The sequence below is a fragment of the Flavobacterium anhuiense genome, assembly GCF_050990855.1.
GTDB classification, from domain to species: Bacteria; Bacteroidota; Bacteroidia; order Flavobacteriales; family Flavobacteriaceae; genus Flavobacterium; species Flavobacterium anhuiense_C.
This window is the reverse complement of sequence record NZ_CP158861.1, coordinates 1168799-1195639: the sequence shown is the minus strand read 5'-3', so window position 1 is coordinate 1195639 and position 26841 is coordinate 1168799. Positions and strand designations below refer to the sequence as shown.

General features: G+C 34.9%; 20 protein-coding genes. 1 reads left to right on the top strand and 19 read right to left on the bottom strand.

The features are described 5' to 3' along the window. Window positions 1–117: 117 nt before the first annotated feature. From ABTV69_RS05445 to ABTV69_RS05430, 4 genes are all read right to left on the bottom strand, one after another. Window positions 118–435 (bottom strand): hypothetical protein, encoded by a 318-nt coding sequence (locus tag ABTV69_RS05445; RefSeq protein WP_433834643.1) that lies wholly within the window; start codon window positions 433–435, stop codon window positions 118–120. A 4-nt stretch (window positions 436–439) separates the two neighbouring features. Next, window positions 440–718: a helix-turn-helix domain-containing protein gene (locus ABTV69_RS05440; RefSeq protein ID WP_433834642.1), complete on the bottom strand. Its 279-nt coding sequence runs from the start codon at window positions 716–718 to the stop codon at window positions 440–442. Window positions 719–838: 120 nt separating this feature from the next. Then, entirely contained in the window at window positions 839–2089 is a 1251-nt protein-coding gene (locus ABTV69_RS05435; protein ID WP_433834641.1) for a hypothetical protein, read from the bottom strand. Next, on the bottom strand, window positions 2089–3408 hold the full coding sequence (locus ABTV69_RS05430) for a phage integrase SAM-like domain-containing protein (RefSeq protein WP_433834640.1): 1320 nt from the start codon (window positions 3406–3408) through the stop codon (window positions 2089–2091). Before ABTV69_RS05430 ends, ABTV69_RS05435 begins: the two co-directional genes overlap by 1 nt. Before the next feature lie 313 nt (window positions 3409–3721). On the opposite strand from ABTV69_RS05430, the gene ABTV69_RS05425 reads away from it, so the two are divergent. Continuing rightward, entirely contained in the window at window positions 3722–4834 is a 1113-nt protein-coding gene (locus ABTV69_RS05425; protein WP_433834639.1) for an acyltransferase family protein, read from the top strand. Window positions 4835–4839: 5 nt separating this feature from the next. On the opposite strand, the gene ABTV69_RS05420 is transcribed toward ABTV69_RS05425, so the two are convergent. The 15 genes from ABTV69_RS05420 to ABTV69_RS05350 all read right to left on the bottom strand — a co-directional run bounded on the left by ABTV69_RS05420 (window position 4840) and on the right by ABTV69_RS05350 (window position 26653). Continuing rightward, complete coding sequence (locus ABTV69_RS05420; protein WP_433834638.1) at window positions 4840–5301, bottom strand: OsmC family protein; 462 nt, start codon at window positions 5299–5301, stop codon at window positions 4840–4842. 196 nt (window positions 5302–5497) lie between these two features. Further along, entirely contained in the window at window positions 5498–6376 is an 879-nt protein-coding gene (locus tag ABTV69_RS05415) for an alpha/beta fold hydrolase (protein WP_433834637.1), read from the bottom strand. Between the two features lie 169 nt (window positions 6377–6545). Further along, complete coding sequence (locus ABTV69_RS05410) at window positions 6546–7730, bottom strand: aldose epimerase family protein (protein WP_433834636.1); 1185 nt, start codon at window positions 7728–7730, stop codon at window positions 6546–6548. 180 nt (window positions 7731–7910) lie between these two features. Further along, window positions 7911–9419 carry an L-arabinose isomerase gene (gene araA, locus ABTV69_RS05405; protein WP_433834635.1) on the bottom strand — a complete coding sequence of 503 codons (1509 nt, stop codon included), beginning with the start codon at window positions 9417–9419 and terminating at the stop codon, window positions 7911–7913. 160 nt (window positions 9420–9579) lie between these two features. Further along, entirely contained in the window at window positions 9580–10281 is a 702-nt protein-coding gene (locus ABTV69_RS05400; protein ID WP_144216206.1) for an L-ribulose-5-phosphate 4-epimerase, read from the bottom strand. Further along, window positions 10265–11956 carry a ribulokinase gene (locus ABTV69_RS05395; protein WP_433834634.1) on the bottom strand — a complete coding sequence of 564 codons (1692 nt, stop codon included), beginning with the start codon at window positions 11954–11956 and terminating at the stop codon, window positions 10265–10267. Before ABTV69_RS05395 ends, ABTV69_RS05400 begins: the two co-directional genes overlap by 17 nt. A gap of 225 nt (window positions 11957–12181) precedes the next feature. Next, window positions 12182–13297, bottom strand: a complete 1116-nt coding sequence (locus ABTV69_RS05390; protein ID WP_433834633.1) for a glycoside hydrolase family 43 protein — start codon at window positions 13295–13297, stop codon at window positions 12182–12184. 37 nt (window positions 13298–13334) lie between these two features. Further along, window positions 13335–15314 carry a glycoside hydrolase family 127 protein gene (locus ABTV69_RS05385; RefSeq protein ID WP_433834632.1) on the bottom strand — a complete coding sequence of 660 codons (1980 nt, stop codon included), beginning with the start codon at window positions 15312–15314 and terminating at the stop codon, window positions 13335–13337. Window positions 15315–15319: 5 nt separating this feature from the next. Beyond that, on the bottom strand, window positions 15320–16336 hold the full coding sequence (locus tag ABTV69_RS05380; protein ID WP_433834631.1) for an arabinan endo-1,5-alpha-L-arabinosidase: 1017 nt from the start codon (window positions 16334–16336) through the stop codon (window positions 15320–15322). 98 nt (window positions 16337–16434) lie between these two features. Beyond that, entirely contained in the window at window positions 16435–17379 is a 945-nt protein-coding gene (locus ABTV69_RS05375; RefSeq protein WP_433834630.1) for a glycoside hydrolase family 43 protein, read from the bottom strand. Window positions 17380–17649: 270 nt separating this feature from the next. Beyond that, window positions 17650–19269 (bottom strand): arabinan endo-1,5-alpha-L-arabinosidase, encoded by a 1620-nt coding sequence (locus ABTV69_RS05370; protein WP_433834629.1) that lies wholly within the window; start codon window positions 19267–19269, stop codon window positions 17650–17652. An 11-nt stretch (window positions 19270–19280) separates the two neighbouring features. Further along, entirely contained in the window at window positions 19281–20819 is a 1539-nt protein-coding gene (locus ABTV69_RS05365; protein ID WP_433834628.1) for an alpha-N-arabinofuranosidase, read from the bottom strand. A gap of 56 nt (window positions 20820–20875) precedes the next feature. Then, a complete protein-coding gene (locus ABTV69_RS05360) occupies window positions 20876–21883 on the bottom strand; it encodes an arabinan endo-1,5-alpha-L-arabinosidase (protein ID WP_433834627.1) in 1008 nt (335 codons plus the stop codon). A 122-nt stretch (window positions 21884–22005) separates the two neighbouring features. Then, complete coding sequence (locus tag ABTV69_RS05355; protein ID WP_433834626.1) at window positions 22006–23568, bottom strand: RagB/SusD family nutrient uptake outer membrane protein; 1563 nt, start codon at window positions 23566–23568, stop codon at window positions 22006–22008. Window positions 23569–23596: 28 nt separating this feature from the next. Then, window positions 23597–26653 carry a SusC/RagA family TonB-linked outer membrane protein gene (locus tag ABTV69_RS05350; RefSeq protein WP_433834625.1) on the bottom strand — a complete coding sequence of 1019 codons (3057 nt, stop codon included), beginning with the start codon at window positions 26651–26653 and terminating at the stop codon, window positions 23597–23599. Window positions 26654–26841: the final 188 nt, after the last annotated feature.

Sequence of the window (26841 nt, the reverse complement as noted above, 5' to 3'; positions counted from 1 at the left end):
TTTGAACAAGGTATAACCGAGAGCCTGAACAACTCTCGGTTTTTTTTGTTCTTTGAGTAAGTTTAATAAGCGTGAATGATTATTTTGAAGTAATGTGTAGGTATAGATAAAAAGCTCCTATAACGGAAACAATTCCATTTGATTAGATTTAGGAAATAAATCAGGATTTGTCGTTAAATACCATGCTCTAAATTTTGTTAGCTTACAAAATTCTTTCCGTAATTCACAAAGTAAACCACGCTTTTCTAAATCCCTTTTATATCGACAAATTGATTTTTGAGGTATTCCCGTTGCTTCTGAAACCATTGACGCGGTAGCAGTATGGTTTTGTAAGTACTCAAATATGGTTTTGAGTTGTGTTGAAGACAATGTATATTTGCTTTGCTTATTTAAAATAACATTATCAGGGCGATTGTTAGTATTATTACTTTCCATCGCCCTATTGATTTAGAGGAATTAAAGACGCCTCTATATCAGCTCTTAAAAAATATACTCTCGAACCAATCCCTAAAGGTTTAAGTTTCCCTGATTTCGACCAATTGTGTACCGTTGACAAATCCACGTCGAACATTTGCGCCACTTGTTGACGTGTTAAATATTCAGCGGGTTGTATTGGTTTAAAATGTTTTAAAAAGTCATCTAAAATTACTTTTACATCTGAAGTAATTTCATTTTTTAAATCTTGTGGCGAGGTTGCCACGAATTGAATTACGCTCATAAAATTTTACTTAAAAATTAATATTGCGCAATAGTACTTATGTTATAAAATATTAAAAATCAATTAGTAACATACGTATCGTTTTAGTAAAAATAGTATTCAAATAGTATGAAACTAAATTTATTTACTAAAATTGGTATTTATTTTGTCAGTGCTAAATCCATTAAAATACTCTCCTAAAAGTTTAACATATTCCAATTTTCGTCCACTTGGTTTTCCCGCAGTAATGCTAAAATAATTATAAAACACTTTTCTAATTCTTGCTTGTGTTGGTAAATTTTCAAAACTGAATTTTTGTTTAGGAGGAGTTTTTAATTCAAAAGCTTGTTTTAAATATTCAGCTAATGTTTCTTTTGTTAAGTATCTCTTTTCGACAAGATTTTTGGTAAAATATTCAATCACTTTGATTTCTGTTACGTTGTCAAATTTGTTTCTAAATATCATTTCCTCAACCGTTGAGTCGATGGCTTCACTTTGCTGAGGTTTTTCTAAATCTTTTAATCCTTTTGCTATTTCATTACCAATAAACTCTAATTCTAATTCTTTAAATGCTTGTGCAATTTCATTGCCAATAAACTCTACTTCACTAAAATTCAAAAAACCTATGTATCTATTATTTGTAAACAGGAATAGATTTATTGGAAAATTTTCAAAACTTAACTCTGATAATTCACTGTCACAATATTTAATTGTTTCCTTGTGTCGTTGCTCTAAGCTTTCATCTTTTAAATCACCATATTTAAGAGTTCCATTTTTTGCTCCATCTAGCATAAAATACAATTCTCTTTTACGCTCGTAAAAACGGGTTTTGTACTGATCTTTTAATTTATTCACACCACTTACTAAACCATTAAAAAACTCCGGAAATTTATAATGTTCCTTTTCTGCTTTCCTATATTCACGTATAAAATAATTATTCAAAAACTTTCTATCATTTTCATTTGAATATCCTCTTAATATAATATCTATGTAATCCATTTTTTGATTATGATTTTTTATTTTTTTATTTTCTAATACATTATCAAATTCAAATAGTTGGTCACTGTTCTTTTTGTTAGTCGCTTGTTTATAAAGATTTCCATATTCAATATAAGTTTTCATTTGAGCTAAAAATGGCGGATTACAGTTCCGGTAGTTAACTTTATAATGCTTATTTGAAAAAGAATTTATTAAAGATTCCTTAGTCGTCTTTACTGCTTTTTTACAAAACTCTATTACTTCGTCAATTACTTCATCAAAATCTGCACTAAGAAGTTTTAACTTCTGTTTTTCCAGTATATCATAAACTAAGGGATGTTCAATAGCTAAATCAATTTCTAAAGCATCTTGTTCGTAATTAGCCATGAAATCATCAAAATTATAATCCTCCATTATTCCGTCCCAGTATTAAGAATTACTTTCATTTCAGTTTGTTTGTCTTTATGAATATCATTATAAAATTTCATAAACAAATCGGCGTTTTCGTCTTTATCCTCTGGAGCATTAATATAAACCCGAAATATTGATTCTTTGCTGTGACCCGAAATACCCATTAAAACTGGCGTAGGTATCTTTTTATAGTAATTCGTACAAAAGGAACGGCGAAAACTGTGTGTAGTAATTAGTTTATGTTTTTCGTATAAATCGAATTTTTTACGTCCACTTTCGGAATCAAATATTTTCCCCTCTGTTAATGTATTTATTTTGGCTATTTCGCAAACCTTTTTAATGTGGTCATTTAGTTTTTGAGTTGAAATCTTATAAGGAAAACTATTTTCAAGTATATCAATAATGTACGGGGCGATTATGCCAATGGTTACAGCTTTCTTTGTTTTCTGTTGGATTAGATCTAAATACATATTCCCTCCTTTATAACGAATGTTATCTTTGGTAATGTTTAGTAAATCCCCGCCACGTTGTCCAATCTCACACCCAATTAAAAGCCATTTTCGTGCGTTTTGATATGCTTCACTTGTTATTTCGGCTTTTCTAATTTGATCTAATTCATCAAAAGACAATGTTTGAATGTAACGATCATCGTCACTTTCTGAAACGATAGTAATTTGCTTTGCAAATGAATTAACTTGTATTCCTTTCTTTTCAGCTTCATTGCAAACAGTCTTAATATTCGCGATATGTTTTGAAGCTGTGTTTATTGCATACTCTTTAGTTTTTAGTAACCAACGTTCAAATCCGTCTATAAACGTCTGAGTGATGTCTATAAAATGAATTTTCTTTTTTGTTTTTTTCTCGTATTCAACGAGCATCTGTTTTGTTGATATGAAACTGTTTTTTCTGCTTAATGAAATGCCGTGTTTAAAACCTCCCTTAACTTTTACTTTTCGGGTGTCTGCATTATCAATTAAATCCTGAATGTAATTTGTGATTAATGCCTCATTCGTTTTCTCTACACGATTGAAACATTCTTTAATTTTTGATTCTAACCAAAAAGCATCAATTAAAACGCTTTTAGCCATATCAGCATTAATACTATCAAAAAGAAATGATTCTAGTTTTTTAAGATTGTTAAAGAGTAGTTTGTTCTCGGCAGTATTTTGTTTTGGACGATCAGTGGTTTCGCTCCAGTCTTTCGGATTGATTGAAAAACCCGTATTGACTTCAATCATATTTCCACGTCCAAGAGAGGTGTAAACTTTAATTGAAACATTTTTATTTGCAGAACTTCTTAATCTAAAATTTATTGATGCCATATTTTGAACTTTGAACGTTTGAACAATTCAAAGATATTTAATATGTAGGACGTTTCCAAAGTTTGCCAAACATTTGCCAAACATTTGTACTATTATATTAAATTTTATTCTATTTCATTCTATTTTTTTAGTCCCATTATAAATGACATTAAGCACTGAATTTATTGACATTTATGTCTATTTTTACAAAGTTTTTTGACCATATGAAAAAATGCAAAATTGAAGGGTTTCTATTCCGGCTCCGGGTACTTAAAAACCTCTTCTTAACGGAAGAGGTTTTTTTCTTTTATAAGAAATTAATTTCAGAAATCATATGAACTCTTCAACAGAAAATTTAAAAAGATACAATTGGGTCGATTTTGGAAGAGGGATTGCTGTCTTATTAGTAATTATGATTCATACAAGTCACTCTTTTTCAAATTCTGACTTTCTGAAAAACTTTACCAATGCAGGAGCAATGGGAGTTCAATTATTTTTCATATTAAGTGCATTTACTTTATTCAATTCTTTTAAACAGAGATATGAAAAAGATGGCGAAAAACGTATCAAATTATTTTTTCTTAGAAGATTTTTCAGAATAGCACCATTGTATTATTTTTTCGCCCTCTTTTACACATTAGTAGAAATAGCTTTAAAAGGAATACATACTATCGAATACTGGAAAATACTAATGTGTGTTATGTTTTTAAATGGCATATTCGTGCCTGTTATTAACTATATTCCACCAGGAGGATGGAGCATTGGAACAGAAGTATTGTTTTATTGTTTGGTTCCTTTTTTATTTAAAAAAATAAAAACAACCAAACATGCCGTCTATCTTCTCCTTTTTTCTATTTTATTATCAAATATCATTAATTACATTGTTCAAGCTATAGTTTATTTATTAAAAATCTCTGATAATGATTTATCAAAGAGATTGTACACTTATCAATGGCTTCCAAATCAATTACCAGTATTTTGCTGTGGTATTTTACTTTTCTATATTTTTAACTCGGTACATTTTTCAAAAGAAATCAGAAAAATATTTTTAACCTTATCAATCTGTATTTTTATTTTATTAAGCCAGATTCATTTGTCATTAAATTACCTGTATTATACTTTTCAATCTCCTTATCTGTATTCAATTGCATTTTGTTTTTTTATAATTGGAATTAAAAATTACGAATTCAACAATGGCTTAAGTAATTTGTTCTGTTTGATTGGCAAATACTCTTTTAGCATGTATCTTCTTCATTTTTTTATTCTTAGAATATTTTCAATCGCCTTTTCTTATACTGGATTTGAGAGACAAAGCGATCTAACATTTCTTTTATCATACATTTTCGTTACAGCAATTACATTTTTTTTCAGCTCAATATTGTATAAATACGAAATAAAAGGTATTGCTTTTGGAAATCTACAAATCAAGAAAATTTCTAAAGTATAATCACATTAAACCTCACAACTCGCCTCATGCAAAACCGGAAAATTGCACGAATTAGCAATAAAACACAATTGATTTGCTTTGTGATGAAGTTCTAAAGCCAATTCTATTTTACTTGAATCTGTAATTGTCACTTTTGGATGTAATCGAACTTCTATAAAACGCCCGCTTCCGTCTGGATTTACTTCTAAAGTTGCTTCTGCGCTGTCCGAATAATTGATTACTTCTATTCCGTTTTGGGAGCAAACATATAAGTATGACATCATGTGGCAGGAAACCAAACTACTCAACAATAGATCTTCTGGATTGTATAATTCTGGGTCGCCTTTGAAGGCTTTTGCAGCTGAAACGTCTATAATTGGTTTTCCTTCAATTTGAATTTGATGGCTTTTACTGTAGAATCTTTTAGACGATTCTTTTTGATTTTGTTTGGAAGTCCAGTTTAGTTGCGCTTTAAATAAATGTTTCATTTTGCTAAGTTAAGATTTTAAGCTGTAAAGGAATGAATCTCGCAAAATCACAGAGTCGCAAAGTTTTATTTACTTGGCGTCTTCGCGACTTTGCGAGATTCAAAATCAATTGTTTGAAAATCGTTTTTTTTTAACTTATGAATTATATCAAGTTGAAATTCGTTACTAAAAAAAAAAACGATCTGTTTATTAAATTTTATTTTTCCCATTTTGTAAAATCAGAATCTGGTCTTTTAAAAGGTTCTGATAAAAATTTATTTGCGACTGCATTAAATACTTCGGGGCTAGAAGCTGGTGCGAAATGAGTTTCTCCAGGCAAAATACATAGCTGTGCTTTAGATAAATTTTCAAAAATTTCAACCGTATGCTCATTTTTAATGACGTCTTTATCTCCTCCTACCACAAGCACTTTTGCTTTAATTTTTGATAAATCTTTCGCTGGAATATTAGGCTGATCAACTACAAGTCCAGTAAGTTGTTTCAGCAGAAGCCAATTCTCACTTGTGTCTTTTTCTTTAATTTTAGAAAAAACTACTTTTCTCATATTCAGAACTTCTTTTATAGCCCACGAATTAACAGCTGTAGAATCAGGTCTTAAATTAGCACCCATTGTTACAATTTTCTTTATTTTCGACTTTCCTGAAATTCCCATTTGCAAACCAACGATTCCTCCGTCACTCCAACCAATAATACTAATCGAATCTAACTTTAAGTGATTAACCAATGCTTCCATATCTTTTGTGATTTGGACATAAGTTAGAGAATCCGTTTTCAACTCCGATTTGCCTTGCCCTCTACTATCGACAGCAATAACTCTATATTTACTTTTAAAATAATCAATCTGATTTCCCATTGATTTGATACTTCCACTGTTTCCGTGAATCAACAACAAAGGTTCACCTTTTCCATATTCTTCATAATAAATTTTAGCTCCATTAATTGCAACAAATTTTCCAACGGCGGCATTATTGCCATAAGGCGTATCAAATTTAAAATTCATCTGAACCTGAGCGTTTGCTATTACACATACAGAATAGGCTAATACCAACATTAGCAATTGAATTGGTTTCTTCATAAGTAAGTTTTTTTTAGGATAGTTACTTATCAAATGTAAGAAAGTTTCGAATAAATCAACCAAATACTTTTATTGCATTTTATTTTAATATCCACGAATAAAAAAACCTCGAAAGCTACAACTTCCGAGGTTTTTAGAGAATTACTAAACTAATTAACAGATCCTAAAACTACTTCTTCACCGAGAATTTGAAGGTAGTTTTAGTTTTATAATTTTCCCCTGGGTTTAGAACCGTTGTTGGGAAATTTTTCTGGTTTGGAGAATCTGGATAATGTTCTGTTTCTAGACATAATCCTGTTCTGTGTGCAAAAGTTCCGCCATTTGGCATTGGCAGAGTCCCGTCAAGGAAATTTCCAGAATAGAACTGAATTCCAGGTTCGTCTGTTGTCATTTCCATAATTCTTCCGCTTGCTGCGTGGTATACTTTTGCAATGATTGTTTTTCCTTTTTCAGGATTGTTCAACACCCAGCAGTGGTCGTAACCTTTTCCTCTTTCCAACTGCTCATTTTTAGCATTGATATCTTTTCCAATTAATTTTGGCGTTCTGAAATCGAAAGGCGTACCGGCAACATCATCTAATTTTCCTGTCGGAATCAAAGTAGCATCAACCGGAACTAATTTATCTGCATTTAAAGTCAATTCGTGATCTAAGATTGTTTTTGTAAAATCTCCAGATAAATTGAAGTATGAATGTTGTGTCAAGTTAACCACTGTTTTTTTGTCTGTAGTTGCTTCGTAAAGCACTTCTAATTGATTGTCATTTGTCAATGTATACGTTACCACTACTTTTAGATTTCCTGGATAACCTTCTTCCATATCTTTACTTAAATAAGATAATTTTAAAGAAGCTGTTTCGCCAGATTTAACCTCATCGGCTTTCCAAACTACATTAAAAAATCCTTGCGGACCACCGTGTAAAGCATTTGGAGCGTTGTTAATTGCCAATTGATATTCTTTTTCGTCAAGCGAAAATTTACCTTTTGCAATTCTGTTTCCGTACCTTCCGATTAAAGCTCCAAAAAATGGATTTTCTTTTTCGTACTGAGCCAAATTACTGAATCCGATTACTACATTTTCTGAAACTCCAGCTTTATTAGGCACTTTCAAATCTGTAATTCTTCCCCCAAAAGTGATGATATCTACTTCCATCCCATTTTGGTTTTTCAATTTATAGCTCTCTACTTTTTCGCCTTTGGCAGTAGTTCCGTATTCTGATTTAGCGATTGTAACCAATGCTTTTTCATCAGTTGCTACTTTTTCTGTATCGGCTTTTTTATCGCCTTTACACTGAACTGAAACTGCAGCCAAACTTAAAAGGCTTAAACCGAAAACACAACGTTTTAATGCATTCATAAATGATATTTTTTTTAAGTTAGTAAAGTCTTAAAGTCGAAAGTCTTAAAGTCTTTTCCTCAAAGTAACTAAAACTTTCCGACTTTATGACATTAGACTTTTGACTAATCTAAAGTTAGTAAAGTCTTTTCCTCAAAGTAACTAAACTTTCCGACTTTTGACTTTCGACTTTATGACTAATTAAAGTCCGTGTTGGAATAAATGGAAATATGCTTCGTTAGCATTGATTTTATCCTTAAACTCTCTTACAGTTGTTTTTTCATCAATAACCAATAATTCGATTCCTGCGATATCTGCGAAATCTTCCATATATTCTGTTGTGATAGATTGGCTGTAAACCGTGTGGTGTGCTCCACCTGCTAAAATCCAAGCTGTTGCGGCCACTTCTAAATTTGGTTTGCAATCCCAAAGAACGCGTGCGACTGGAAGTTTTGGTAATTCTGCCATTGGTTTTACTGCTTCAACTTCATTCACGATCAAACGGAAACGAGTTCCCATATCCACCAAAGAAACATTGATTGCGTCACCTGCAGGAGAGTTGAATACCAAACGAGCTGGATCTTCTTTTCCTCCAATTCCTAATGGATGCACTTCGCAAGAAGGTTTTCCGTCAGCAATAGATGGACAGATTTCCAACATGTGAGAACCTAAAACATATGATTTTTGTGGTGTAAAGTGGTACGTGTAATCTTCCATGAAAGAAGTCCCACCTTCTAAACCAACACACATTACTTTTAAAGCTCTTACCATTGCAGCGGTTTTCCAGTCTCCTTCTCCACCAAAACCATAGCCATCGGCCATTAATCTTTGTGTTGCAATTCCTGGTAATTGTTTCCAAACACCAAGGTTTTCAAATGTATCTGTGAAAGCGCCGAATCCTCCTTCTTCAAGGAAAGCTCTTAATCCTAATTCGATTTTTGCTGCTTCAACTAATGAACTTCTTTGCGCTCCACCTTCTTTTAAAGAATCCGTCAAGTTATAAGAAGACTCATATACTGCTAATAAATCAGCTAATTGTTGGTCTGTTACTTTTTCAATATGTTTCGTAACATCAGATGAATCGTATCCGTTTACAGACATTCCGAAACGAATTTGCGCTTCCACTTTGTCACCTTCTGTAACGGCAACTTCACGCATATTGTCTCCAATACGAGCTACTTTCAAGTTTTGAAGTTCGTCCCATCCTAAGACAACTCTTGACCAGATTCCTAATTGTTTTTGAACTCTTTGGTCTTCCCAGTGTCCAACAACAACTTTACGTTTTTTACGTAATCTAGACATCATGAAACCAAATTCACGATCTCCGTGAGCTGATTGGTTCAAGTTCATGAAATCCATATCGATAGATCCCCATGGAATTTCAGCATTGTATTGTGTATGCAAGTGGCATAATGGTTTTTTAAGGATATTTAAGCCTCCAATCCACATTTTTGCTGGAGAGAAAGTATGCATCCAAGCAATAATTCCGATACAGTTTTTAGCTGAATTCGCAGCCAAACAAACATCTAAAATTTGCGAAGGCGATTTCACCACATCTTTATAAACTACTTTTACCGGAATTGAAGATGAAGCGTCTAATCCTTTTGCCATTATCTGAGAATGCTCAGCTACTTTTCTTAGTGTTTCTTCACCATATAATTCCTGGCTTCCTACTACAAACCATACTTCTTTTTGAGAAATGTCTATCATTTTGTTATTTTTTGTTTCAAGTTTCACGTTCCATCCCGATAGCTATCGGGATTGGAATCTAAAAATCTTGAATTGTTATGTTTTCTATTTTATTCTTGGTTTTGTGATGTTCCAGATTTCAATCTTAAATCTAAAATCTACACTCTAAAATCTAAAATCACTATTGTCCGTAGTACGAATCTTTTCCGTGTTTACGGTTGTAATGTTTCTTTATTAGTGAATCTTTTAATCTTGGTGCGTTTGGATTTATTTGCAAAGTCAGGTATGCCATTTCTGCTACCACTTCTAAAACTTTACTGTTATAAACCGCTTTTGCAGCATTTTTTCCCCATGCAAACGGACCGTGATTTCCAATTAAAATCATTTCTACTTCTTCATAAGAAAGATTTTTTTCTTTGAAGCAATCCAAAATCTGAATTCCGGTATTGTGTTCGTAGTTTCCTTCAATTAAATGATCTGCCATCGGGGGCGCACACGGGATATCAGCCGTTAAGTGATCCGCATGTGTTGTTCCGAAAATCGGAATATCCTGCTGTGATTGTGCCCAAGCTACAGAGTACGTTGCGTGTGTATGCGCTACTCCTCCAATGTTTGGCCAATTTTTGTATAAATAGGCATGCGTTTTGGTATCTGAAGACGGACGCATTGTTCCTTCAATAACATTGTTGTCAAAATCGACAATTACAATATCTTCGGGTTTTAAATCTTCGTAAGGAACACCGCTTGGCTTAATGGCAAAAACACCATTTTTTCTGTCCACAGCACTTACGTTTCCGAAAGTATACACCACCAAATTCAATGCATTCAACTGCATGTTGGCTTCGTAACATTCTTGTTTTAAATCTTTATAAAGAGAACTCATTTTGAGAAATTTTAATAGTTGGATCTGCAAAAGCACTTAATTGTTCGTAGCCTACAAGCAGTTTGTTATAAGCTGCTACTTGATCTAATTGAGGGAAATATTCTCCATCAAAATCACTTCCGATTTTTTGGCTTGCTTCGATTACGTTTGGATAAATTCCGGCTGCAACGGCTGCATAAATTGCTGCACCTAAAGCAGGAGTTTGGTCTGAAGCTGCTACTTTAATTGGCTTGTTTAAAACGTTTGCCAAAGTCTGCATGATGAAAGGCGATTTACGAGCCACACCACCGATTCCGATAACGCTGTCGATTTTTACACCTTCTTCTTCAAAACGGTCTACAATTTTCTTCGCTCCAAAACAGATTGCGTTTACTAAAGCTTTGAAAATATGTGGCGCTTTTGTTCCTAATGATAAATTTGAAATCGCGCTTTTTACTTCTTGATTCGCATCTGGAGTTCTTCTACCATTAATCCAATCTAAAGCAATTGGAAGACTTTCTGAAACTGGAATTTTTTCTGCTTCTTTCGTTAATTCAACAATTAATTTATCGCTGAATTCTTCTCTTAATTGTTCTTTTTGAGCATCATTTAAAAGAGATGAAGAAGCTAATAAATGTTCTGTCGGCCACATTAGCAATTCTTTATACCAAGCCAATAAATCACCAAAAGCCGATTGTCCTGCTTCCAGACCAATAAATCCAGGAATTACAGATCCGTCCACTTGACCACAGATACCGCGAACGGTTTTGGTACCTACCTCATCATACGAACCAACTAGAATATCACAAGTTGAAGTTCCCATAACACGAACCAAAGTATTCTCTTCAATTTTAGCTCCAACTGCACCAGAATGCGCATCAAAAGTTCCAACAGCCACAACAGTTTCTGTAGAAAGGCCTAAACGATCTGCCCATTCTTGGCTTAATTTTCCAGCAACTAAATCGGATGTGTATGTTTCATCGTATAAATTACCACGAAGTTGTGCTAAATACGGATGTAATTTTTCTAAGAATTCAACTGGTGGCAATCCGTTCCAGTCTTCGTGCCACATCGCTTTGTGACCCGCTGCACAACGGCTTCTTTTGAAAGTTTTTAAATCTTTATCTTCAATCAATAAATAGGTCATCAAATCACAGTGCTCCATCCAAGTATGTGCCGCATTTCTAACCGCTTCGTCTTGTCTTGCAATGTGAAGAATTTTTGCCCAAAACCACTCAGAAGAGTAAATTCCTCCCACGTATTTTGTCACGTCTTCTCCGCCCCAGCTTACTGCCAGTTCGTTGATTTCGTTTGCTTCGTTTATAGAAGTATGATCTTTCCATAAAACCATCATTGCATTTGGATTTTCTTCAAAACCTTTTGTCAATGCTAATGGTGTTCCGTCAGCAGTAACTGGAACTGGAGAAGATCCTGTTGTATCAATACAGATTCCGCGAACCAATGACGGATCTACTTTACTTTCTTTTACAACATTTTGAATCGTAGTTTCCAATCCTTCGATATGATCCAAAGGATGTTGGCGAAATTGGTTTATAGAAGCGTCGCAATATTGCTTGTTTTTCCATCTTTTGTAATGAGAAACATTCGATGCCAGCTCCTGCCCATTTTCTGTGTCAATAAGCACCGCACGAACAGAATCTGTTCCGTAGTCCAATCCTATTACATAATTTTTCATTCGTATTTTATTTTTAAAATATTGACAAATATAATTATAAAAAATTTATAAGTGTATAAAAAACACTTAATAAAATACTGCACTTTAATTTTTACCAAAAATGCATCAAAACAAAGATTTAAGCTTTAAACAAAAAATAAATGTCAATGTTACATTTATAATGTTGCGATTATTTCATCTTAATTGTAAAACAGTCAAAAAATAATCTTGAAAATTTTAATCAGTTTAGTTAAATTCGAATACTGGTGTACCGTTTTTATCAAATTTTAATTTCATCATTCTCGCATGACGATTAGGATCGTATAACGGATCTGCAATAATTTCTTTCAATGGTCTTTTATCTGTTGCAGGCACCACTTTTGGATCACCAACCGCTTTTTCGTAATCCCTTGCATGATAAATTACTAATGGTTCTCCGTTTTCATCTACTGTGAATGAGTTATGCCCTGGTCCATAGATTTTTTTGGCTGCATTGGTTTTTAATACTGGATATCTAGATTTTTTCCAAGAATTTCTATCCAGCAGATCCGCATTTTCATCTGCTTCCATCATTCCCATACTGTAACAAGAACCCGTAGCACTTGCTGAAAAAGTAATGTAAATTTTGCCATTGTGTTTAAGAAATGCAGGACCTTCATTTACCCAAAATCCTATGCGTTCCCAATCGTAATCTGGAGTTGTTAGCATGAACTGAACAGTTTTTAGTTTTACGGGCGATTCCATTTCGGCTAAATACAAATTAGAAGCGGCAAACTGCCCGCCTGTTTTTTCTGCCCAACAGAAATAGCGTTTGTTTTTATGCTCAAACACCGTCCCGTCTAGAGAAAAATCGGTAAAACTTTTTGGATCTGCGTCAGCGGCTTGCATTTGCCCCAATTCAATCCACTTGTCATGCAAAGGATCCTGACCTGTACACTGCAAAACATAAGGTCTTAATTTCCAAATATCGTTTTCTTCGCTTGCCGCAAAATATACGTACCATTTTCCATCTAAATAATGAATTTCAGGAGCCCAAACATGACGGCTCATTGGTCCGCTTTTATGTTTTTCCCATACTCTAAAGGTTTCAGCATTTTGAAGTTCATCAATAGATTTTGCACGTCTTAACTCTACAGCATCATAGGTTGGTACCGATCCTGTAAAATAGTAATACCCATCTGTATGTTTGTAGATAAAAGGATCTGCTCTTTGTAATACTATAGGTTTGTTCGTTAAAGTTGTTTTGCTAGTCATCACTTCTTCTTTAGACAGCTTTTTATCTGCTTTTTTATCCGTACAGGAAGAAACACTAACAAAAACTACGGCTGAAAGTGCCCAATTTTTTAATACGTTTATTTGCATGTTATATTGGTTTGTATTTAGTTTATTTTTAAGGAATTCAATTTTTATAATCAATCCAGACTTTCATTTTTCCAATGCCTCGATTTGACCAGGAATAATATGGAATGGCTTTGAATTTTGAATTTTCGATCACATTTACGCCTTGTAATAAGTTTGCTTCTTTTCTCACTTTGAAAGTATCTGAAGCTGAAATATCGATCTTCTGAAAATTGTTTTTATTATCGATTTCTTCCACTGCATACACCAGAGGACCATATTCTAGAGAAACTTTGTTTTTGTTCGTTTCTACTTTTGAATTTGTTTCTACTTCTTGAACTTCCATTGGGAAATTAAGCGCGATTTTGTCTCCTTTTTTCCAATTTCTAGTCACGTTGAAATAACCGTTTTCAGGTTGAATTGCTAAAGTTTCTCCGTTTACAGAAATTGTTGGTTTTTGAGTCGAAGCTTTTTTGTACGAATATAAATCTCCTGGCAAAACTTCATTTCTAGCCCAACCCGGAACGCGAAGTTTAATGGTGAAATTGGCTTCTTTTTTAGGATTAACTGAAATCCCAACTTTTCCGTTCCATGGATAAGAAGTGTGCTGCGAAATCTGCAAATCTGTTTTTCCTAATGTGAAAGAAGCGTCGTTTGAAGCATATAAATTCACATATAAATCATTCTTAGTTTTCGAATAAATCAATCCTGGAATTGACGGAATAAAACGAATCAAATTCGTCGGACAGCAAGAACAGTCAAACCAAGCCTGACGCGTACAAGAGCCTCTGTTTGATTTGTAAACGCCATCAGCTTCTAAGGCATTTGGATAGAAAAATTGTTTCCCGTCAAGCGAAATACCCGAAATTAATCCGTTGTACATCGTTCTTTCGATGACATCAAAATATTGTGATTTTCCGTATAAATTATGTAATCTGTGATTCCAATATACATCTCCAATTGCAGCACAAGTTTCGTTGTATGCGGTTAGATTTGGCAATTCGTAATTTACTCCAAACGCTTCACCATCGTGTCTTGATCCTATTCCGCCAGTGATGTACATTTTTTTATTGACCATGTTATTCCATATCGTATTTACGGCATTTTCATAGGCTTTATCTTTGGTCATCGCGACAATATCAGTCATTCCTGCGTACATATAAACGGCACGAACAGCATGTCCAACAGCTTCTTTTTGATCTACCACAGACATGTGATCTTGAGCGTATTCTCCGTATAACTTATGGTTGTTCGGATTTCCGCGATTGTCTAAATAGTATTTTGCCAATTTCAGATAATCCTCTTTTCCTGTAATCTGATACAATTTTATTAAACCTGTTTCTACAATCTGATGTCCTGGAACACCTTTTACCTGACCTGGATTGTCTCCAAAAGTTCGTACCAACATATCGGCTGCTTTTATAGCAATGTCAAGAAAATTAGTTTTTCCTGTTGCTTCATAATGTACAATCGCGGCTTCAATTAAATGTCCCGGATTGTACAATTCATGGCTGATTTGCAGAGATTCCCAACGTTTTCCTTCGATTACAGGAACCCAAGGCGCTGGCGGTTTTGCTGGGTTTATCGTTCTCCAAGTCGTAATGTATCCATCTGGTTCTTGGCCGATTTTTACAATTGCAATCATAGAATCCAAAACTCTTTCTAACTTCGGATTTGGAGCGCTGATTAAAGTGTTTGATGCTCCTTCGATAATTTTGTAAACGTCGGTATCATCAAAAGGCATATCTCCTCTTGTTGTTCCTGTTTTTTGTTTTCCGGCAATTAAAAAGTTCTCAAAACGACCTTCTTCATCACATTTTTTAATCGCATATTCGATCGTTACTTCCTGCACTCTTTTGATAATTGGAAGCCAGAAAGAATCGGTTAGTTTTACATTTTGAATGTTAACCGGTTCGATTTCATAACCTGCTTTTAAAACTGATGTTTTGTTTTGCACCACATTATTTTTGGTCTCTTTGCAAGAAGCCAAAACCAGAAGTGACATGAAAATCGTTAAAATTGGTAAATTGTATTTCTTCATTATTATTATTTTAAAACTGGCCATAAATCAGCGTCCCATTGCATTTCTCGAACTACTAATCTTGGTATTCCGTTGGTTTTCTTTTCATATGCATGATAAAACATATAATCTTTTCCGTCGAAAGTATACGCGCTGTTATGGCCTACGCCAAAGTAATTTTCATCGCCTTGAACAACTAAGCTTCCTCCGCCTTGATCGAGCTGTTTTCCTTCTTTATCCAAATAAGGTCCCGTTACATTTTTAGATCTTCCAACCACCACTTTATAAGTGCTTTTTTCTCCGCGACAGCATAAATCCCAAGAAAGAAATTGATAATAGTAACCATTTTTCTTAAAGATAAAAGGAGCTTCAAGCGCGCCATCTCCTGGATCAGAATCGGCTAATTCGAAACTTCTTTTGCGCTTTGAAATCGTGTGCCATTCTTGAGGCTGAGCTATTGATTTCAAATCAGGATTTAATTTTACCAATTTCAATCCTTCCCAAAAAGAACCAAATGAAAGCCACGGCGTATTGTTTTCATCAAAAACCAAATTCGGATCAATAGCATTCCACATATCACGATTTGGTTGTGACTGAATGACAATTCCTTGATCGACCCATTTGTAATTTTTGTCTTTTGGATCTAAAGTCGTATTGGTCGCCACGCCAATCGCCGATGTATTTTTAGCGAAAGCGGAAACAGAATAATACAAATAGTAAATATTATTGTGAAATGAAATATCTGGTGCCCAAATATGGTTTTTGAAATCGGCCGCAACGCCATCTGCCCAAACTGGTTTTTCTTTGAAAACCTGTGGTTCTGGATTCCATTTTTTTAAATCCTTGGAACTGAAAACACTAATTCCTTTTCCGGTGCAGAACAAATAATAAGTGTCTTTTTGTTTGATGACAACTGGATCGTGTACAACAATTTCCTGCGCCATAACCATCGAAGTTACAAGCATTAGAAAAACCGAAATTGTATATTTTATGTTTTTGTAAACCATATAAGTGATGTAAGTAAATTTAAGTTTAAACCTCAACGAAAACTTTTTTAGGGCATATTAGCAGTTCAAAATGATCCCGATAGCTATCGGGAGCGACTGCCACTGAACACTAAAACCTGAACACAGAACACTAATTACTGTATTCCTTCAGAAGTCATTACAACACGTTTCATTGTTCCGTCTTTGTTGTAAAATAATTTATCGACACAAACTGATCTTCTAAAACTTCCTCCATTTGGTTTTGATGCTCCGTTGTGGTAAATGAAATACGATTGTCCTTTAAAATCAATTATTGATTGATGGTTTGTGTTACTGTTTCCTGCTAATTCATTCAAAATTCCTTTAAACTCCCAAGGTCCTGTAATAGATTTACTCATTGCGTAAGCTATTTTCTCTGGAAATTCGTAAGCGTATGACAAATAATACCAGCCGTTATGTTTGTGAATCCACGGTGCTTCAGTGAAATTTGGCAGTTTTATGTGATGAATTTCTCCATCAATTTCCGTCATGTTTTCTTTTAATTTGGCATAATGGCAAGCGGTATTTCCCCAAAATAAATAGGCTTGTCCGTCAGTATCGATAAAAACTGTCGGATCGATATCGTCCCAGCTTATATCGCTAAATTTGGTCATATCATTGGTAATTAATGCTTTTCCTAACGCATCTTTAAAAGGTCCAAGTGGATTATCGGCTACAGCAACTCCTATTGATTTTCCTGGAATTGTACCGTGTTCAACCGTTACATACCAATAAAATTTTCCATTTTTTTCTATTACCTGCGAAGCCCATGCATCACTTTTTGCCCATTTAAAATCGGTTACCTTTAAGGGTACTGGATGCGATTCCCATTTTTTCATATCAGAAGAAGAATACACCACCCACTCATTCATTTTATAAAAATTAAAATCATTTGGCGCTTCGTCGTGACCAGCATACAAATACACTTTGTCTTTGTAAACCAATGCGGCAGGATCTCCAGTATATTTATCTGTAATAATTGGATTGTTGAATTTTACCGATTGTGCAGTTGCTGCAATCGATAAAAGAAAAATAGACAGGTTTGTAAATAGATTTTTCATTTTTAATTGATTTGCTTTTTGCCACAGATTAAAAGGATTTATTTTTATAATCTTTGGCTTTATTTTTTGCCATATAGAATCATAGCATTACTTTTTCTCAAAAAGGCATTTCATTTGTTTGAATTCACATAGCCTATCTATGTGTTCAAATCTAGATTTGTTTTTTACTCTTTTACCGATCAAAAAAATCTATGTTTCTATGTGTTTGAATTTTTATTTTCTAGCAGATTTAAAAAATCCTTTTTAATCTTGTAATCTGTGGCATTTTCTCTAATTTATTTTTTTACCCCAAACCGATATTCCAGCACTATTGATTCCTGTGTAAGTTAAAGTCACTTTTCTGGTTGATGATTCCCAATCCCAAGCATCAACAACATTACACTTAACTCCGTTTATGGTTGCTATTTTTTTAGCAGGGTCGTACGACCACGTTCCTGTTATATCACCGCTTACTTTTTTATCGGCTGTTAGAAAAATCGTAACTGCTTTCTGCATGGTTTTGTATTGGTAATTCAAGGTGATTTGTTCCCAAGTGCCTACCAAATTTCCTTCTGCAAAAGTCGTTGTTGGCACTCCGGCATAACGTTCTGGTTCTATAACAGGCCAACCATCTTCTGTCCATTGTATTCCGTGAACGTGTCCCATCATGACGGCATTAGAAACGGCAATTCCGCCAACTCCTTCTGGCAAACGCGCCTGCGAAGCATAAAACCATTGTTTGGTATCTGGATTTTGAAAAACAGCACAATGCGCAAATCCAACCCAACCGGTATGATTTTTAAATTGATAGGGATGCGTTACTAAAGGAAAACATTCTGCTCCATTTGTAATACTCATTCCTGTGTTGGTTACATAAGGCCCAAGAATGTTTTTCGAACGTGCTACACGAGTATTGTAAGCCACCGATAATTCGTCATAAGCCAAAAACAAATAATAATATTGTGTATCAGGATTGTAGATAATCTCTGGCCCTTCAAGTGCTTGCCAACGGTTTGTATTTACGTTCCCGCGACCCGCAATTCGAACTCCATAATCATCAATTGTTTTTAATTTATCTGGTTTTCCTGTTGTTGGATTTAGTTTTAAAGCCGCGATTCCAGAATGCCAAGAACCGTAAATTAAATATTGTTCGCCTTCGGGAGTTTGAATAAAACTCGGATCGATTGCATTGAATTTAAAATAAGCATCCCAATCATTCCCTCCATTTCTAACATAACTCTTTACGCCATCAGGTTCAGAGCAAACGACCATTCCTTTGTCAACCCAATTATTAGAAGCCAAATCTGTAGTTTCTGCCAAACCAATAAAAGCGCGTTCTGACCAAGAAGTATTGGTATCTGTTCCAACAATTGGATTTGTCACCACAATGCTGTAATACATTCTGAAAACATTCCCTACTTTTCGAACACATGGCGCCCAAAACCCATAATTTGGATTTTCTATCGGAGGAAGTGCTGGATTCATTCTGGCTCTTTTACTATTTAAAGAATCTTTTACCCAAGCAGGAGCCTGAGCCATTGAAGAACCCATAAATTCCCAGTTGATTAAATCTTTTGATCTTCTGTAGAAAAAATGTCCGTTGCCATCATGCGCGTTTCCGTACGAAGCATCGGTTTGATACATATAATAGTATTCTCCCGATTTTTCTACTGACGGATCGTGTACATTGGCCAAATTCCATTGTGATCGATTTGACCAGCTTGCAAATGGAGTATAATTGTCAGCATAAGTTGGTCCGTTAAATGTAGGCGTAACTACCGGTGGATCAACCACTACAGGAGGTTCTGGTTCTAATGCCGGATCATCTTTTGAACAGCTAGCCATTAAAATCGCTGCCACAAAAAATCCAATAAGAGAAATGGTTTTATAAATGAAGTTTTCTTTTTTCATCTGCTTCTATTTTATTTTCCTTCTAAAACAACTACTGAGAAAGGAGGAATAATGATTTCAAGTTTTCCTTTTTTATTTTCGAAACCTTTAAAAGCTATTGGAGCAATTTTATTTGGATTTTCGAATGAATTGTAATCTTGTAGTTTAGCTGATGTAATAACTGTTCCTGTGAAGTTTTTCACTCCTAAATCTTTTACATCAATTTCGATTTTATTTTTGTTTTTTGCATCTACATTCACTAATGAAATATGAATCGCACCATTTTTATCTTTTGAAGCCGACGCTGAAACTGCTGGAAGTTTTTCTCCATCATAAGTGTATGATGGTGATTCGAAACTTACTGGCAATAATTTTGCATCTTGGTGTACAGCGTACATTTTCATTACATAATAGGTTGGCGTTACGATCATTTTAGCTTTATCTGTAAGGATTACAGCTTGCAGAACATTCACACATTGCGCTAAGTTTGCCATGCGTACACGATCAGAATGGTTATTGAAAATGTTCAATGTTGCTCCAGCCAAAACGGCGTCACGCATTGTATTCTGTTGGTATAAAAAACCTGGATTGGTTCCTTTTTCTACTTCGTACCAGCCTCCCCATTCGTCAACAATCATCGCTACTTTTTTCTCAGGATCGTATTTATCCATAATAGCCGAATGTTTGGTCACCAATTCTTCCATTTTTAAAGCCGATTTCATGGTTTTGAAATAGCCTTCTTCTGTAAATTCTCTATCGCTTCCTTTTTTACCCCAATCAATCACAGCATAATGGTGAACTCCAACCCCACCTAACATATTCAACGGAATACCTTTCATTAAAACTTCTGTCCAATTGTAATCTGCACTGTTTGATCCCGAAGCGATTCTTGTAATTCCGCCAGTATTTTCCCAATCCGACATAAAAGTCGCATATTTACGGTATTCTCCTGCATAGTATTCTGCAGTCATATTTCCTCCGCATCCCCAAGCTTCATTTCCAATTCCCCAGTATTTTACTTTCCAAGGTTCTTTTCTTCCATTTTTTGCACGCAAATCACTCATCGGACTTTTACCGCTGAAATTCGTGTACTGAACCCAATCTGCCAATTCCTGAACTGTTCCGCTTCCTACGTTTCCAGATAAATACGGTTCTGCCCCTAGAAGCTCGCACATATTCAAGAAATCGTGTGTTCCAAAACTGTTATCTTCTGTAACTCCGCCCCACCATTTGTTTACAATAGTTGGTCGCTGTTCCTGTGGTCCGATTCCGTCTTTCCAATGGTACGTATCAGCAAAGCAGCCTCCTGGCCATCTTAAATTTGGAATTTTTAAATCTTTTAAAGCAGCAATAATATCATTTCTTACTCCTTTTGTATTTGGAATTTTAGAAGTGTCTCCCACAAAAAATCCTCCGTAAATACAACGGCCTAAATGCTCTGCAAAATGACCGTAAATATTTTTGTCAATCGTCGGCGCATCAGCAGAATTTTTAATGGTTATGGTCGTCTGCGCGAAATTCAATTGACTACAAAACGTAATAAGAAATGAGATTAAAAGTGCTTTTTTCATAGTGGTTTTTTGTTTGTAGAGGAAAGCCCGAAGACTTTCCTCTGAATTTTAGTTTTTTAATAAGAAAGTGTTGGCCATCCAGATGACCATGTAAAGTATACGATTTCGAGTTTAGGATTTCCGTTGTCGGCCTTGTTATAATAATGAACGGCTCCTTTTTGTGTTCCCGTGATTCTGGACAAATGTCCTGGACCAATATAATCTCCCTGAGAAGCGAGAACCGTTGTACCTCCGCCGCTTTTTAAAGAAACTCCGTTTTTATCAACGAAAGGTCCAAACGGACTTGTAGAACGTCCTACTACAATATAATAAGTACTATTTACGCCGTTACAGCAAGTGCCACGGTTTACAAACATATAATAATAACTTCCTTCTTTGATTAGACAAGGCGCTTCCCATGATGCACTGTTTCCGCCAGCAACAATGGTTCTGCTTCCTGTGGTTTTTCCTGTTGAAGGATTAATTTGAATCACGCCAATACCTGCATGCCATGAACCGTAAGCCATGTAAACGTTACTCCCATCAACCAAAATAGAAGGATCGATGGCATTGACATCTGATGCCGAAGAAGAAGAAACAACCACTCCTCTATCTGTCCAATTTGTTCCTGCACTTTGCGAAATAGATGGTGTTGTCACCAATCCGATTGCTGATGTAGCCGAACCAAATGTTGAACAAGAATAATACATGTTCCATCTGTTATTAAACCAAGCCACATCTGGCGCCCAGAACGTTTTACCAAATCCTGGAACATATCCTGTAATCCAACTAGGTGTGGATGAAAACACAGATGTTCCCCATGTCCAGTTCGCTAAATCTCTTGAATATGTCATTGGGATATTGTCTCCCGTAGTAAAAACATAATAATTAACACCGCTTTTTACAATTGTACTCGGATCGTGCGATGGCACATTCCCGCTGACTGTTTTTGCTGTTAAATTGGTAACCTGTGAATCCTCCGCATTTACAACTGCTGTTGTTCCTTCTTGTGTTGGGACAATATCTTCATTTTGACAACTCCCAAATAATATCGCTAATAAAACCAAACTTGTAATTGTTTTCATTATTCTAATTTTAGTTACTGTTAAAAATTACTTCTCTTGTATTCCAAATTCTAAGGCATAATATCATGTGAAGGTGTTCATTCTTCACATGATATTAGGTATTTAACTAACTCAAATAAACATTAATAACTATCGTTTTGAACAGTTCCTGGATTGTTATCCATTTCTAACTGTGGAATTGGGAAATATTCTCTTCCTGCTGTATAAGAATTAAACTCAGCATCTCTTGCTTTTAGCCAAGCTAATTTAGCCGGATCTTGAAGCCATCCCCAACGGCGGATATCATCAAAACGATGTCCTTCAAGAGGGAATTCTAAGAATCTTTCGTGCCCAATCTGTTCTCTCATTTGTGCTTGAGACATTCCTGGTTTTGTTGTTGATAGATCTGGAAGATTTACTCTATCTCTAACCATTTGAATATACATATAAGCTCCTCTTGTATCACCATTTTCGTTTAAACACTCCGCATACATTAAAAGGATATCGGCATATCGCAATAAACGCTCATTGATTCCTGAACGCCAATCGTATTCGTCTGCAAATTGTCCGTCAGAGTTTTGGTATTTTCTACAGAATAAATCGTTTAGATCAGCTGGACTTGCAGCATAAAATGTCGCGAAATCTTTTCCGTACAATTGCATTCCGCCTGGTTTGTTGTAAAAAATAGTGGCATCTAAACGAGGATCATCTGCTCCTGCTTTTGTTTTTTCTTCCTTAAATTCATTAAATAATGCCCAAGTTGGCTGTACGTCTGTCCAACCAAACGCACGTGGTGCATACGTAATTGCTCTTGCAGAAGTCTTTCCCCATCCAGATGCGGGAGCACCTCCCCATCCTAAATCTACACCTCCAGCATCTCTGCTAAATTGAACTTCAAAAAGAGATTCTGAATTGTTTTCATTTGCTGTTGTAAAGTTGTCTCTATAGTTGGCTACCAAAGAATAAACTCCTAAATCTATTACTTTTTTAAAAGTAGCTCCTGCATTTGCAAAATCTTTAGTAAACAAATAGGCTTTTCCTAAGTATCCTAAAGCTGCACCTTTTGTAGCACGTCCTTTTTGTCCTGCATCTAATCCTGAAAGTCCCACATAAGTATTTGGAAGTAATTCTGATGCCGCTTTGAAGTCTGCAATAACTTGTGCCCAGCCTTCTTCTTGTGTTTTTTGAGGATAATAAACCGCCAATTCTGTTGGAAGAGGCACATTTTTAAACATATTTACAGCGTGAAAAAAGAACAATCCTCTTAAGAAATATGCTTGTCCTAAGATTCTGTTTTTTAAAGCTTCGTCTTCAAATTGAATTCCCGGTACATTTGTCAAAACCTGATTGGCACGGTAAATACCTTGATAATAGGTTTCATAAGCCCATCCATAAATTGCTGCATCTGCAACATTTGAATTGAAATGTCCTACATTGTACATAGATCCCCATGGGCTGTTTGTACGAGAATCATCTGCTTTTACATCTAACAATAATGGTGTACTTCTCATGTAAGTACCATCTGTTAGTAGACTTCCGTAAGCTGCATTTACACCTTGCAATGCATCTTCATCTGTTTTCCAAAAATTATCGACTGAATCATTATTTGGATCTAGTTGAGTCAAATCTTCGTTATCCACACAGCTTGTGGTTACCAAGGCTAGTGAAAGGAAAACGGTTATATAGCTAAAAATTTTAGATTTCATTTTAATACGTTTTAATGGTTAGACCTGGTTAGAAGCTCACTTCTACTCCTAAAGAAATTGTTCTTGGATTTGGAAAAGATCCTGCGTCATATCCTCTTGAAAGCAATCCGTCACTGTTAAAGTCGGGATCGTATCCTTTATACTTAGAGATAATCAACAAGTTTTGACCATTTAGGTAAACCTTAGCTTTTTGAATAAATTTATCTTTTACAGGAATGTTATAACCTATTTCCATTGTTTGCAGTTTCACATAATCACCACTTTCAATAAATCTATTTGAATCTCTAGCGTTTCCATTTGGATCTCCAATAACTGGAGCCGGAATATTGGTATTGGTATTAGTTGGTGTCCAATAATTTAATTCATCTTTGTGGTGGTTTGTATACTGTCCGATCATTAAATTGCGGTACATCGCATTAAATACTTTGTTACCTCCAGCTCCTTGCCAAAACATTGAGAAATCAAAGTTTTCGTAAGTCGCATTAAAATTAAGTCCGAAACCATATTTAGGAATTGTTACTCCTTGGAAAGTTCTATCTGCATCTGTGATAGCTCCGTCACCATTTACATCTCTAAATTTCACATCTCCAGGCGCAGCACCGGTTTGAGTTGGAGAAGCCGCAACTTCAGCCGCATTTTGGAAGATTCCAATTGCTTCCCAAGCAAACATTTCACCAACAGATCTTCCTACTTCTGTTTTAGAAACTGCTCCATAAATAGGATTTCCATTTACACCGATTTTAGTAACTTCATTTTTCAGTGTTCCAAAGTTTCCAGAAATATCATATTTAAATTTATGATGATGATTGCTGTAAGATGCTGTAAACTCTACCCCAGAGTTTTTCATTGATCCCGCATTTGTCGTAACACTTGCAGGGAATGCTCCTGTAGAAAAGGGAAGTGGAACTCCCAATAATAAATCGTCTGATTTTTTAATGAAATATTCTGCTGTAAACTGTAAATCGTTGTTTAAGAAACCTAATTCAATACCAACATTAGAGTTTATCGATTTCTCCCATTTTACATTCGGGTCAAGTGCAGCAACTACCGTTGTTCCTGGAGCAAGTTCATTATTGAAATCATAACCTGCAAAACTGTTTACCGTCGAAGCAAAGAAATATTGCGAAATAGTATTGTTTCCTAATGTACCATAACCTCCTCTAAGTTTAATATTGCTTATCCATTCTGGTAAAGTCCAAAATTTCTCGTTACTAAGTTTCCAACCTCCTGAAAAAGAGTAAAAGTTTGCCGAATTATTTTTTTCGCTGAAAAGAGACGTTTTATCTTGTCTAAAGTTAGCTTGCACTAAATATCTGTCATCATAAGAATAGTTTAATCTGCTGATATATGATATTCCTGTAATTGTAAATTTATATTCTGATGCATTTCTAGCATCTGCATATTGAAGCATTGGAATTTCGTTTGGAGTAAAACCTACACCTCTCATATTATACCTGTGATAATCTCTTTTTTCTTGAATCCAACCTGCAAGAGCATCGATTTTATGCTTGCCTAAAGTAACTTCATAAGTTAAAATGTTATTTAAGAATGTTCTTAACTCATCTCCCGTTTCAACATCTAGCGATGCCTCATCATTTGTAGTAATATAATACCATCCTAAATCACTTGGCGGAATAAATCTTCTGTTTTCCCAATCTGTTCTGTCATAACTTACGTCCAGTTTGTATTTAAGCCCTTTTACAATTTCTACTTCTCCCCAAACATCACCAATGAAACGGTTTCTTTTTCCGTTATTATCAATTAAATTATTGTATCCAATTGGGTTCATTGAAATAGCTCTCTGAGTTAAATTGTCTGTACCTCCGTAACCTCCAAGTCTGTTTGCATCATAAACTGGCATCGTTGGAACGGCTCCTAAGATGTCACTTACAACACTTTGTCCAACATTATATTCATTAAAAATTTCTTTATCCGATTGTGTGTAAGCTATTTTTGCACCGTACTTAAATTTTCCTTTTTTACCATTTAAATTTAAATTGGTTGACAATCTCTCATAGTCCTGAGGCGTTTTGACGTAGCTTGTGTTTTTAAAATAATCAACGTTAAAGCTATAAGCAATACTTTCTGCACCACCAGTAAAAGTCAAAGCTTGATTTTGTACAACACCTGTCTGAAAAGATTCTTTCTGCCAATCGGTATTGACATTAGAAATATAGGACGGACTATTAGGATCATTTCCTGGCGCAATGCTTACCGGAACACCTGCTCTAATATCTCTGTTTCTTTCAGCCTCGCTAGTGATTTTTTGGTAACCAACACGATCAGTAACATCCCATTTTTTAGCAACATTTTGAAGACCTACGATAGACTTAAATTTAATGTCCATTTTGCCTTGTTTGCCTTTTTTAGTCGTAATAATTACAACACCATTCGCACCACGCACACCATAAATAGCGGCAGAAGAAGCGTCTTTTAAAACCTGCATCGATTCTATTTCTCCTGGAGCAAAGTCGTATGGAGAATCGACCATGATCCCGTCAATTACAAAAAGTGGATTGTTATTACTAAAAGAAGTTATACCTCTAATTTTTACATTAACAAAACCTCCCGGTTCTCCTGAAGATTGTACTGTAACACCTGGTACTTGTCCTTGAAGCATTTTAGCAGCATCATAAGTAACTACTTTTTTAGCCGATTCTAAATTAACGACACTTACAGAACCAGTTAAATCAGATTTCTTTTGAGTTCCGTAACCAATAACAACTACCTCGTTAAGTTTATTGGTGTCTTCACCTAAAGCTATATCAATTTTAGCTTGGCTTCCTACGACTACCTCTTTGTTCTGAAATCCTATGAATGAAAAAACTAAAACATCATTTGAAGATGCTTTAATCGAATACTCTCCATCAAATCCAGTTGTAGCAACTGTTTTGGTTCCTTTTATTATAATGTTTACACCCGGCAAAGGAAGATTGTCTTGTGCCGATGTTACAACTCCTGTTATCGTTTTGCCCTGAGCAGACAACTGATTAGCAGAAAATAACAGCATCAATACTGCTAAAATCCAATTTGTTTTTGGCAATAGAAAATTGCAATACAAAAGTAATTTTTGTTTTGTAATCATAATGGTTTAGTTAAGATTGGTTAGTGGTTTTAGTTAATAAGTGTTAATCTTACATTTGTAAATTTAACTAAAAAAAAACCACGTAAACAAATTAATATCACAAAAAAATAGCCGAAAAAAAACACATACCATAAATTAAGTGTTAATTTAACATTTAAAAATTCAAAGTTTTTTCAAAAAAAGAGATG

What these genes read in the sequence shown, in the direction of transcription:
- ABTV69_RS05445 (WP_433834643.1), bottom strand. Translation starts at nt 435, where the DNA reads ATGGAAAGTAATAATACTAACAATCGCCCTGATAATGTTATTTTAAAT.
- ABTV69_RS05440 (WP_433834642.1), bottom strand. Translation starts at nt 718, where the DNA reads ATGAGCGTAATTCAATTCGTGGCAACCTCGCCACAAGATTTAAAAAAT.
- ABTV69_RS05435 (WP_433834641.1), bottom strand. Translation starts at nt 2,089, where the DNA reads ATGGAGGATTATAATTTTGATGATTTCATGGCTAATTACGAACAAGAT.
- ABTV69_RS05430 (WP_433834640.1), bottom strand. Translation starts at nt 3,408, where the DNA reads ATGGCATCAATAAATTTTAGATTAAGAAGTTCTGCAAATAAAAATGTT.
- ABTV69_RS05425 (WP_433834639.1), top strand. Translation starts at nt 3,722, where the DNA reads ATGAACTCTTCAACAGAAAATTTAAAAAGATACAATTGGGTCGATTTT.
- ABTV69_RS05420 (WP_433834638.1), bottom strand. Translation starts at nt 5,301, where the DNA reads ATGAAACATTTATTTAAAGCGCAACTAAACTGGACTTCCAAACAAAAT.
- ABTV69_RS05415 (WP_433834637.1), bottom strand. Translation starts at nt 6,376, where the DNA reads ATGAAGAAACCAATTCAATTGCTAATGTTGGTATTAGCCTATTCTGTA.
- ABTV69_RS05410 (WP_433834636.1), bottom strand. Translation starts at nt 7,730, where the DNA reads ATGAATGCATTAAAACGTTGTGTTTTCGGTTTAAGCCTTTTAAGTTTG.
- araA (WP_433834635.1), bottom strand. Translation starts at nt 9,419, where the DNA reads ATGATAGACATTTCTCAAAAAGAAGTATGGTTTGTAGTAGGAAGCCAG.
- ABTV69_RS05400 (WP_144216206.1), bottom strand. Translation starts at nt 10,281, where the DNA reads ATGAGTTCTCTTTATAAAGATTTAAAACAAGAATGTTACGAAGCCAAC.
- ABTV69_RS05395 (WP_433834634.1), bottom strand. Translation starts at nt 11,956, where the DNA reads ATGAAAAATTATGTAATAGGATTGGACTACGGAACAGATTCTGTTCGT.
- ABTV69_RS05390 (WP_433834633.1), bottom strand. Translation starts at nt 13,297, where the DNA reads ATGCAAATAAACGTATTAAAAAATTGGGCACTTTCAGCCGTAGTTTTT.
- ABTV69_RS05385 (WP_433834632.1), bottom strand. Translation starts at nt 15,314, where the DNA reads ATGAAGAAATACAATTTACCAATTTTAACGATTTTCATGTCACTTCTG.
- ABTV69_RS05375 (WP_433834630.1), bottom strand. Translation starts at nt 17,379, where the DNA reads ATGAAAAATCTATTTACAAACCTGTCTATTTTTCTTTTATCGATTGCA.
- ABTV69_RS05370 (WP_433834629.1), bottom strand. Translation starts at nt 19,269, where the DNA reads ATGAAAAAAGAAAACTTCATTTATAAAACCATTTCTCTTATTGGATTT.
- ABTV69_RS05365 (WP_433834628.1), bottom strand. Translation starts at nt 20,819, where the DNA reads ATGAAAAAAGCACTTTTAATCTCATTTCTTATTACGTTTTGTAGTCAA.
- ABTV69_RS05360 (WP_433834627.1), bottom strand. Translation starts at nt 21,883, where the DNA reads ATGAAAACAATTACAAGTTTGGTTTTATTAGCGATATTATTTGGGAGT.
- ABTV69_RS05355 (WP_433834626.1), bottom strand. Translation starts at nt 23,568, where the DNA reads ATGAAATCTAAAATTTTTAGCTATATAACCGTTTTCCTTTCACTAGCC.
- ABTV69_RS05350 (WP_433834625.1), bottom strand. Translation starts at nt 26,653, where the DNA reads ATGATTACAAAACAAAAATTACTTTTGTATTGCAATTTTCTATTGCCA.